9 protein-coding genes are annotated in these 10,781 nt (G+C 35.7%); 2 read left to right on the plus strand and 7 right to left on the minus strand.

The genetic code is table 11. The features are described 5' to 3' along the window. The 7 genes from AC3DU7_RS14020 to AC3DU7_RS14050 all read right to left on the minus strand — a co-directional run. On the minus strand, window positions 1-1,985 hold a 1,985-nt coding region (locus tag AC3DU7_RS14020), incomplete at its 3' end, for a transglycosylase domain-containing protein (RefSeq protein ID WP_488039951.1). Between the two features lie 300 nt (window positions 1,986-2,285). Beyond that, window positions 2,286-2,945, minus strand: a complete 660-nt coding sequence (locus AC3DU7_RS14025) for a Uma2 family endonuclease (protein ID WP_488039952.1) — start codon at window positions 2,943-2,945, stop codon at window positions 2,286-2,288. A 187-nt stretch (window positions 2,946-3,132) separates the two neighbouring features. After that, window positions 3,133-3,684, minus strand: coding sequence for a Uma2 family endonuclease (locus tag AC3DU7_RS14030; RefSeq protein ID WP_488039953.1), 552 nt, complete (start codon window positions 3,682-3,684; stop codon window positions 3,133-3,135). A gap of 601 nt (window positions 3,685-4,285) precedes the next feature. Next, window positions 4,286-6,079 (minus strand): ABC transporter ATP-binding protein, encoded by a 1,794-nt coding sequence (locus tag AC3DU7_RS14035; RefSeq protein WP_488039954.1) that lies wholly within the window; start codon window positions 6,077-6,079, stop codon window positions 4,286-4,288. A 388-nt stretch (window positions 6,080-6,467) separates the two neighbouring features. Continuing rightward, window positions 6,468-7,412, minus strand: a complete 945-nt coding sequence (locus AC3DU7_RS14040) for an Rpn family recombination-promoting nuclease/putative transposase (protein ID WP_488039955.1) — start codon at window positions 7,410-7,412, stop codon at window positions 6,468-6,470. Window positions 7,413-7,566: 154 nt separating this feature from the next. Beyond that, window positions 7,567-8,547 (minus strand): chlorophyll synthase ChlG, encoded by a 981-nt coding sequence (gene chlG, locus AC3DU7_RS14045; RefSeq protein ID WP_488039956.1) that lies wholly within the window; start codon window positions 8,545-8,547, stop codon window positions 7,567-7,569. A 204-nt stretch (window positions 8,548-8,751) separates the two neighbouring features. Then, a complete protein-coding gene (locus tag AC3DU7_RS14050; protein WP_488039957.1) occupies window positions 8,752-9,846 on the minus strand; it encodes a Get3/ArsA fold putative tail anchor-mediating ATPase NosAFP in 1,095 nt (364 codons plus the stop codon). A 154-nt stretch (window positions 9,847-10,000) separates the two neighbouring features. Between AC3DU7_RS14050 and AC3DU7_RS14055 the strand changes: the two genes are divergently transcribed. Together AC3DU7_RS14055 and AC3DU7_RS14060 are read left to right on the plus strand one after the other, a co-directional pair. Next, window positions 10,001-10,183 (plus strand): hypothetical protein, encoded by a 183-nt coding sequence (locus tag AC3DU7_RS14055; RefSeq protein WP_488039958.1) that lies wholly within the window; start codon window positions 10,001-10,003, stop codon window positions 10,181-10,183. Window positions 10,184-10,393: 210 nt separating this feature from the next. Next, window positions 10,394-10,781 (plus strand): BAR domain-containing protein (locus AC3DU7_RS14060; protein WP_488039959.1); only part of this gene is annotated, 388 nt, incomplete at its 3' end.

A 10,781-nucleotide genomic window follows, 5' to 3' on the forward strand; every position in this document is an offset into this window, starting at 1 on the left:
TCATCATTCCCTAACCATATTCCCGTTGCCACTTGCGGAATATAACCAATAAACCACAAATCTCGTGCCTCCTCCGTTGTACCTGTTTTGCCAGCAACAGGTCGATCATACAAATAAGCATTGGAGCCACTACCATATTTAACTACATTTTCTAACATCCAGGTGACAATTTTAGCACTGCCACTGTCTAACACCTGCTTTGGTTGAGCATAAGCTTCATAAACAACTTGACCATTTTGATTAATTATTTTTTTAATTCCGTGAGCGCCGATAAACTTACCCTCTGCTGCCAAAGTAGCATATGCATTTGTTAACTCTAATAAATTAACCTCCCAAGTACCCAACGCCATAGAATATGTAGCCTTAACCTCAGATTTAATTCCCATATCCTCAGCTAATTTAATTACAGGTTCAAATCCCACATCCATCAATACCTGTACCGCTACTACATTCACAGAATAAGCCAAAGAATCAATCATCGATCGCCACCCTGCATATTTTTTACCGTAATTTTTTGGCTTATAACCATCCACTGTAAAGGGTACATCTCGATAACCATCAGTAGGAGGAAAACCAGCAGCAACTGCAGCAGCATAAACAAAACTTTTAAAAGTAGATCCTGGTTGACGTTGTGCCTGAATAGCACGATTAAATTCGCTCTCGGCAAAATCTCGACCTCCTACCAATGCTTTAACTTCTCCAGTAGTAGTATCAATAGCGACTAATGCTGCTTGATCGAATCTTTGGTTAGCACCATCAATATCTACAGCTTCTTGAATTACCTGTTCTCCTATTTCTTGCCAATTGCGATCCAATGTAGTTTCTATAGTCAAACCACCTGCATCTATGACTTCTTGAGAAACATATTTCGGTAACTCCTTCTGAATATAGTTAGCAAAATAGGGAGCTTCAACTATCAGACGTTTCGGCGCACTGGGTTGTACTTCCATTGGTTTAGCGATCGCTATTTCAGCTCTCTGTTGAGAAATCAAACCTGCTTCTTGCATTACTCCCAACACGATATTTCGACGATTTTTAGCTGCTTCTGGACTTACTAAGGGAGAATATTCACTGGGGGCTGGAGGCAAACCTGCCAAAGTTGCCATTTCTGCTAAACTTAGTCCGGAAACTGGTTTGCTAAAGTATACCCAGGAAGCATCAGTGACTCCATAAGCACCAGAACCGAGATAGACTATATTCAGATATAATTCTAGAATTTCTTCTTTAGATAACTCCCGCTCCATTTTCCAAGCTAGCATTGCTTCTCGGAGTTTACGCCAGATAGTTTGTTCCATATCTAGGAAAACCATCCGCGCTAACTGTTGTGTGATACTGCTACCTCCCTGCACAACATCTCTAGCCATTAAGTTTGAAATAAGCGCTCGAATAACTCCTTGATAATCAACTCCTCTATGTTGATAAAAGCGCCTATCTTCAATAGCAATAAAAGCTTGAACTAAAGGAGTAGGAATATCTTCTAATTTAATTTTTTCTCTGGTAGCAGGTCCTGTTTGTTGGATAATTTTACCATCTGCTGCTTTAATTGTTAAAGTACCGTCTCTACTGTAGGAAGAAATATCAGCAATATCTGGTAAACTTTGATCTAATTTTCGCCAAGTTATTCCACCATAAATGATAATACTACCTATTCCTATAGAAGCTAATCCTAACCAAAGTTTACGACTACCTAAAATTTCTTTTAAATTAACTTTTCTGGCAACTTTCCCCGCAGATGAATTTGTGACTTTTCTGTTCTTTTTTCCACTACTATCTTGAGAAATATTATCTATTTTTTCCTGTTTTTTTGCGTCATCAACTTTTGGTGCTTGTAGGGGAGATTCAAATTTTTTACTTAACATTGTGGAGACAGAGCGGAAGTTATTATTTCTGCTAATTTTAGGCTTTATATATTGAGATTTATTGATAATATCTTGCTCTGTTTCTGATAATATTTCTCTTGTATTTTTAATTTTTTTATCTTTCACTTTATCCTCTTATACCAATTTGATAAATGTTTGCTACAAATACTTACGGTTGCTTCTAGTAGTCAGTAGGAGAGAATGGCCATTATACCTTACAGTAGCCAGATGGCCATTTACCTGTACAGTAGCCAGTAGGAATAGCTTCAATATCATTTTTTAGGGTTAAACAGTATTCTTTATTCTCAAATATCAATCTGACTTCCAGAGTTTTAGTTGACCCAATTATTGATAACATTCTTTTTTTAAATTGGTATTATATTACGTTTTGTCGTGCGGAATGTAGGATATAAGTTACGATATTGATTAGAGCAGTTGCTTTAGTCTTTGGCGAAAAGCTCGTAAAGCAGGACTCCTCCCAATCTCACTGCTCTGAGCTAAAACTTCTGCTACCAAGTCTCGAATCGGTAGTGTAGGAAACGTTGGACTGGTGCTAACTTGCTGGTACTCACCTCCTTGCAAGAGGTCAATTCTGAGTTGATTCTTCTCATAGCGCCATAGTTCAGGAACTCCTAATTTGGCATAGACATCTAGTTGAGTCTTAGAAGTAACATCCACTTCAATGGCTAGATCTGGTGGTGGATCGAGGTTAAGATCGACGCGTCGCTTGCCTCGCATTCGATCGTGGTTTTGGATGTAGAAGCATTGATCGGGTTCAATACCACTGTCCATATTTTCTCGCTTGAAGGTAGTGGAACCAAAGCACTCACAGTCGATTTCTAAATCATCAAGCAAAATTTTCACTAAATCACCGAGTAGTTCTTTATCGACTTCGTGTTCTGGCGTAGGCATTCTGATTTCTAAGGTTCCGTGGCTATAAGCAATGCGGGTAGAGCGATGTTCTCCTAGTTCTTCAAGAATGGACTCAAATTCGGCCCACTCTAGGTTATGAATTAAAAGTCTTTGCCCTGGGGGAACGGTAAGTTGTCGGAGTAGGAGAGTAACAGCCATAGTAAATGTTGGCATTGCTGAATTAAGGTATGAAAGTAGGTTTATAGGGAGTAGGGAAAAGTTAATATTAACAAGTAGTTCAAACTATCCAAAATAAAAAATACAAATCATACCCAGAATCAGCAATGCTTAAATGTTATATATATGATTTTCGATACACAATCAAACTTAATCTAATTTTTGATAAGAATAAACAGTCTTCTCAATCAAACTCAGGTGCCCAAACTTCCACCACAGGCAATTCCCACCCAGGAAGTAATTCTGATACTTGCAGCACATCCCCATCCTTCAGGACTATCTTATCGGCATCGAGGCGATACACTTCCATCGTGCGAGTTCTCGGATCGACTAACACCCCAATTTTAGTTCCCAATTCCAAAAACTCCTGTATCTTCTGACGTAATTTAGTTAAACTATCTGTTTTAGATTTCACTTCAAACATTAAATCAGGAACTAACTCCGCGTAATCTTCTGTTGTACGAGGTAGACGTTCAGCTAAGATAAAAGAAACATCGGGTGCGCGAACATCCCCATCTTTGTTAGGCAAACGAAAACCACCACTAGAACCAGATACTCTGCCTAACTTACGGGGACGTACCCAATTCCGAAGTTGAGCAGCAATTTCTATTGCGACTTCTTCAGATTCTAACCCTGAAGGACTCATAAAAATAATTTCTCCACCTACTAATTCCATCCGATAATCAGGATATTGTACTTGTAGCTTTTCTAAATCTTTTACTGTTAAACTAGGCATTTTGAAAACCTTCTATCTGTAATCTTTAATTGTATCTATAGCAGGGAATAGGGAATAGGGAATAGGGAATAGTAGGAAAAGCATTTCTCTGTCTAAAGTTCATCAGCAGTCTATGTCCTAACCAACTCCTTCCTTGCTATAAAATTTAAAATATATAGCAATATGATTTGAGTTCTGAGATATTGGCAATTTTTAGGGAATAGGGAACAGGGAACAGAGAAGAGGAAAAAACGTATCATATGAATATAATAATTGCTATATTCTACACTTTTAAGAAACACCTCAATTCTCACAACTCATTCCTGATTGCTATAGAACTTTTCAGAATATCAATTACTGCTGAAACAGCTGTTTGAATTACTCCTTGAACTGAAGCATGATTGATGGCTAAATGTTCATTAATGGATAATTGATAATTACCTCTGGTTAAAACCGTTATTGATTGAATATAAGGAAATATTATTTCTTCTTTTCCCCCTTAAAAGGGGAAGCTTTAAACCTAAATTATTTAATTATTAATTAGAATTATTCGGCAAGCATTCAGCTATTGCTTTTTTCTCCTTTAAAGGTAATAAAGTTTATAGCTAATCACTTACTTATTTTAAGATAATTGTAGTCCGTAGAGATAAGCATATCTTCCCTCTTGAGCAATTAATTCTGCATGACTTCCCATTTCCACAATCTTGCCTTTTTCCAGAACTACAATTAAATCTACATGACAAATAGTTGAAAGTCGATGAGCAATAACCAAGCTAGTACGTCCTTGAAAAAGATTTTTTATAGACTCTTGAATTAATTTTTCTGACTCAGAATCTAAAGCTGAAGTTGCTTCATCTAAAATGACAATTTGGGGATTTTTTAGCAAAACTCTGGCGATCGCTATTCTTTGTCTTTGTCCTCCTGATAATTTCACTCCTTGCTCGCCAATAATAGAGTTATAACCATCAGGAAAACTCATAATAAAGTTATGAGCATTGGCAGCTTTTGCTGCTGCTTCTATTTCTTCATCTGTCGCATCTAGCTTGCCGTAAACAATATTATCTCGTACCGTACCGTAGAGCAGTAAAGTCTCTTGAGGAACAATGCCAATATGCGATCTTAATGAATTTAAACTTACATCTCTTAGGTCCTGTCCATCAATTAAAATGCGCCCCTCTTTCGGGTCATAAAAACGTGCTGCTATTTTAGCAATTGTACTTTTTCCAGCGCCAGAAGAACCAACTAAAGCTACTGACATTCCTGGCTTAATATCTAAGTTAAAATTATCAATAACTAACTCCCTATCTTGATAACCAAACCCAACTTCTTCAAATTTTATATTACCCTGAACAGAGGTTAATTTAATCGCATTTTCCTTATCAATAACTTCCAATTTAGTATCTAGAACAGAAAAAATATTTTGAGCTGATACCGTTGCTTTTTGCATCATACCTATTAACCCATTAAATCGACTAATTGGTTTATTTAGGAGGGTGACGTAACTCAAAATAGCTGTTAATTCTCCAATAGTCAAACTACCAACCATTACTCCCCAGGAAGCAAAAACTAATGCAATGACATTACCTAGTTTATTCAGGGTATTAATTACCGGTGTAGATATAGCTAAAAACCGAGTTGCCTGGAGGTTTTTCTCCATATAATTATGACTATATTCACTAAATCTATCAATTTCATACTGCTCATTACCAAAAGATTTAATGATTGTAATATTCGATATAGTGTCTTGTAAATGATTGCTAATTATTTCTCTTGCTAGGTTCGTATCTTGGAATATTTTTTTGAGTCTTTTCTGAGTAAATTGTAAAAGATAAATTATCAAAGGCCAAGTCAGGGCGATCGCTATTGCTAGAAGCCAATTACTGATTAATAAATAAATAAAAACGACAATAAAAGCAAAACTATCAATTAGAATTGCGATTAAATTAGAATTAAGTAATTGCCCAACTATTTCTACATCTCTTCCCAATCGTAATATTAATTCACCAGTACGTTGATTTTCAAAATAACTGATGGATAAGAATTGAAGATGTTGATATAGCTCTATGCGAATACTTTTAATTGTATTTTCTCCAAATATTTTTATCGCATACAACTGCAAAAAAGAAAATATACTTCCTGCCAAACTTATAAACAGGATAAGTGCTGCCACCCAAGGGAGCATATTGAATTGTTTTGCAGGAATTATTACATCAATAACATAGCGATTAATTTGGGGGATAAAAAAAGTAATAAACGAGGCAAAAATTGTTAATAATATGCCTAATAAAAATGGTGTTTTATGTGGTAAACCATAGGTAAATAGGCGTAGATATATATTCTGGGTTTCTACCTTTTCCTCTAATTTATCTGGCTCAATCTGAGTATTAATTTTGTCAATTGTATTAGCTTTTATCATGACATCAGTTAAAAATTAAAAGGTAAAAATTAAAAGTTAAAAGTAATCTCTGACAACTGACAACTGATAACTAAAATGACTGAGTACATTATTGTCGTAGACCGACATATCTAAAATGTGGTATGGCGCGTAACGCTAGGGAATAGCGAATAGGGAACAGGAAATAGCAAACTGTAAAAGGATTTTAGGATTGAAAAATGTCCTAACCAATTCTTGTAGTGCTATAATGGTAGGGAAAGGTTCAGGGTTTAAATTAATGAAGCTCAAAATTTGAAAACATTTAATGATATGAACCCCACTCCCCATCCTTCACCGAAGCAGAAAAATTAAGTAATTCTTACTTCTACCTCCTCTATAATTCCCCTAACTACTGCCTACTGCCTACTGCCTACTGCCTATTTTGATAAATTTGCCGTAATTGCTCGATAGTTTCCACAGTTTTGAGAGAGGCGAGAATTGTTTCTAAAACCTGAATATTTTCAATAGTATTAATTTCTGAAAATATCTCCTTTCCTGATTCACCAAATTTCAATTCTAATGCTATTTCTATTCCAGAAAGTATTCCTCGTTGTTCCCCTCTTTGTTCGCCAATTTCAATTCCTCGTTGTTCACCTCGTTGTTCACCAATTTCAATTCCTCGTTGTTCACCTCTTTGTTCGCCAATTACTACTCCTTCTTGTAAAATTTGTTGATACCAGGGAGATTGTTGTAAAACTGCCATATCCCACCTCATTATTTGTTGTACTATTTCTGTATTTAATACAAAGGTAGCAAAAAATGCTAGTAAATTTTCTAATTCTAAAAGTTGTTCATCCTCCCGTAAAAGTTGTAATGCTTGTCTAACAGTTGCTTCTTCTCCTCCTCCTTTAAGAATAGGAACAAAAGGAAGTAAAGAAGGAAGAGGTTGTTGAAAAACTATTTGTGCTTCTACTTCCCACAAGTTAATAACTCGATAGTCTTGATACGCTCTGAGGTTCAAAAATTCTGATTCATAACAATTGACTATTTCTGTGGGTGTGCTTGGTTCAAGAATATTTATTAATACAGGATAAACGGGTTTTTTGTACTTTTCTTCTGCTAATGCGGCATAAGCATGCATCCGACGTGGCATTTCTGTGTTGTACCTTAATTGCATTTCATTAAGAACTAGAAATTCTCCATGTTCTTGACTAGAAACACTAAGCAAAACATCCCCTTCTCGACTTATCCATTGGAAGTCTGAAGAGATTATTTCTTCGACAGTAATATTGGTAATTTCTGTCACCCATTCTACCCAACGACTGGGAGAAATTCCAATGATACGCTTACTGCTAATATCTACTTTTTTTGTCATTCTATGAAATCTAGTTGATTCTGTCTGTTGAAAGTTAAGAAAAGTAGGGAAGTGGCAGACAGCCTCCCTACATTAGAAAATTTTTAACCTTCTTCTTTCTTCCTTCTTCCTTCTTCCCTCTTACTTCTTCCTTCTTCCTTATTAACTGAACAGACTAAACTCCTGCATGACCTAGAGCTAAACCAGTAATTAACATTCCTAATACTAAAAAAGGCTGGGCACTTGCCTGATATTTCACATCATTTTCTAGAGGATTTCTGAGAAAATACATATCCTGAAAAGTAATTTGAGGAATTACCATCAATAGCAAAATTACAGCATACAAATTCTCTTGAATACTAATTAAATAAGCCGCTACTCCAGCTTGAAAAATATCAATCATTAATACACAAATCCAAGCCGCAGTGCCAATACCAAACATAACTGGTAATGATTTTAAACCCAACTTTTCATCTCCTTCCACACTCTTAAAATCATTAACTACAGCAATTCCTAATCCAGCAAAACTATAAAACAAAGTCAGAATTACGATTGTTAAATTTAACTCTCCAAACAATGCATGACCAGTCCACCAAGGCAAAGCAATATAACTAGAACCTAAAGCATAATTTCCCAACCAACCATTTTGTTTTAATTTTAGTGGTGGTGCTGAATAAATATAAGCTAAAAATGATCCAAACAAACACAATATAGTAATAATTGGAAAATCGTGACCAGCCCATAAGTCTAGAAGATATGATATACCGACTCCTGATAGTAACAAAACTATAATTTGAGTCACAACTTGAGGAATAGAAATTGCACCTGAAGGAATTGGTCGATAAGGTTCATTAATAGCGTCTATTTCTTTGTCGTAAAAATCATTTAAAGTTTGTGTATAACCAGCCATCAAAGGTCCTGCTATTAGCATACAAGTAGCAGACATCAACACATTTTCTAGATTCCAAGCATAGTTTCCTGAAGATGCAGCTCCACAAACCACTCCCCAAATTAAAGGAATCCAGGTTATAGGTTTCATTAGTTGCAAGCGGATTTTCCAAATATTAGTTTCTCCACCTGCAGCACCTTTCATTCCTAATAATTGTCTGGCTTTACCAGTGCTTTTTTCTTCTGTTTTTGTTTCTTGATTAGTCATTTTTAGTTGGATTATTGTGATTAGTAAAAGTTATCTATCTACTAAATTTCAAAAAGTTTTGTGAGCAGTTTTTTAACCTGCTTTTTTTAAAATTACAGCAATTTTTATTTTAGTAGACCATTGTAGAGACTTCCATTTAGTCAATCAATTCTGTTTTCTAGAAGAGGTAATTATTAATTATTAATTGTTGAATCACTACTCCCTTCAAAAAGAAATAATCAAATAATCATTTTGAAACTTTGCACCAGTAACAGGTTTTCCGCTAAGAGGTTGAGGAAGGAAAATATTTCTTCTCTGGTCTCCCGCTTCAATAGTTACTTCCGGTCCATATTGAGTAAGCCCAATTTGTTTTTTATCAAAACCAGGCAAAAATAAACTTACTTGACTTTTTTCAATATCTATGATGATGGGCTTAGGAGCCTTAACTGCTTGACTAAAATCTGGCAGAGCATCCATTAGAGGTTGCCAATCTTCATTAGAAAGACGGGGAATCGGAGTTACGGATAATGGTGCAAATTCATCAACAACATTATCAGCTAAATCTGCTTGATTAAGAATTACTCCCCCTACAGTCAGATTAACTTGTTGGGCACTTCCCCATAAATATTTTGCTGTGGCGATCGCTGCCTTATCATTTGTAGTAACCAAGTATGCTGCTACCCTATTTGGGTCAGCTATAGTAGCTTTAGCATTATCTAACAGTTCATTGATTTTTTCAGTTGGTTGAGAAAAATTATCCCCAGTCCAATCAACATTCAGAATAGCACTACTAATAGGTTGAACAAATGGAGAAATAGCTTTGTAGACATCTGAGTCGAGAATAACTTGACGGAAGCGACGAATATACCAACTCATAATTTCCGCCGAACCCAAAAGTCGTAGAGTCTCCTTATCTCCTGTACCATCGTAAATAATTACATCATATTTCCCACTAGCACTATATCCCCGCATAACATTAATAGTCATAATTCCTTCTACTCCTGGTAATACTCCCAGTTCTTGACCATATACCTTTTTAAAGAAGGGTGTACGGATATATTCAGCTTCTAGTTTTTTCAGTTCTTCCCAACCATTTTCTAATAAGCTTGCTGCCTGAATATTGACTGCTTTGAGATTAGAGTCTATTTCTGTAGGTTCTGGGCCAATATTAGCACCTAATATTAAAGATAATGTTGAAGCAGGTTCTTGTCCCACAAATAAGACTCGTTTACCAAGGCTAGCGTATCGTTTGGCAGTGGCAAATGCAATAATTGTTTTACCTGTACCACCTTTACCCAAAAATGTATAAGTAATGCTCATTTCAGTTATAAGTTATTTTTAATTATAGAGTTGCTTACGTAATGACATCTCATTTATGGTTGATTAGCTGAACTTGATATTCATATTGGACTTTAGACAAAGCTGATTTCCCAAGTCTATACCAAAGATTCTCAAGTTCAATGTCCTCCGCTTCTTGCCTTTACAAAGTATATTATGGTTTCTAGCAATTATTCTCCAAGCACCGTTGCCTCTATCCAACCTATATACTCAACCAGAAATAATCATGGGAGCTGTTATTGCGTATACTGGCCCTCTTTATGCTGCCGTCGATTCAGATGACCAATATCATCAACAAGCTCAAATTGAAATTCAGTAGTCAGATGGAACACAAAATGAAATTTAATCTTTTACATCGTGACGTTTAGAAGCGATCGCCCCTGCAATAACAACCACATTTTAGAGGCGATCGCTAACTGCTCCTACAATTCCCCTAAAAACACATCCTCATAAATTAAATCTGTAGGAGAACCAAAATTAACACTTTTAAACTCAATATTATCCCCTTCCAAATAAGAATAAAACTCCCATGCTCCCTTTTCATTCAACCGAAAACATTCAAGCATTAGCTCTTAAACGGACGGAAGACAAGATTGAGAAAGTAAAATCGTTTTTAGAAAATTGTATTTCTCCTAATTCATTAACTGATGAAGTACAGGAGTTTTTTCGAGAAGTTGCTGCTATCAAAGGTCAGAGCATAGAGGCAACTTTACAGGAGATGATGGTGGGGACGAAAAAATATTTGGAGGCAATTAATACAGAAATTGAATTTAAAAATGATATCCCTAAAGATATAAATAAGTATGTGGATAAGATAGAGAAATTAGCTGCTGGTATTGAGTCTTGTTGGGATATATTTTCAGGAGAAAGTCGTCAATATTTTAGAAAAATAGCTTATAGTTTTACTGAGGCAAGTT

The organism is Okeania sp., assembly GCF_983059655.1.

Coding starts and splice junctions, on each gene's coding strand:
- AC3DU7_RS14025 (WP_488039952.1), bottom strand. CDS start 2,945: ATGCCAACATTTACTATGGCTGTTACTCTCCTACTCCGACAACTTACC.
- AC3DU7_RS14030 (WP_488039953.1), bottom strand. CDS start 3,684: ATGCCTAGTTTAACAGTAAAAGATTTAGAAAAGCTACAAGTACAATAT.
- AC3DU7_RS14035 (WP_488039954.1), bottom strand. CDS start 6,079: ATGATAAAAGCTAATACAATTGACAAAATTAATACTCAGATTGAGCCA.
- AC3DU7_RS14040 (WP_488039955.1), bottom strand. CDS start 7,412: ATGACAAAAAAAGTAGATATTAGCAGTAAGCGTATCATTGGAATTTCT.
- chlG (WP_488039956.1), bottom strand. CDS start 8,547: ATGACTAATCAAGAAACAAAAACAGAAGAAAAAAGCACTGGTAAAGCC.
- AC3DU7_RS14050 (WP_488039957.1), bottom strand. CDS start 9,846: ATGAGCATTACTTATACATTTTTGGGTAAAGGTGGTACAGGTAAAACA.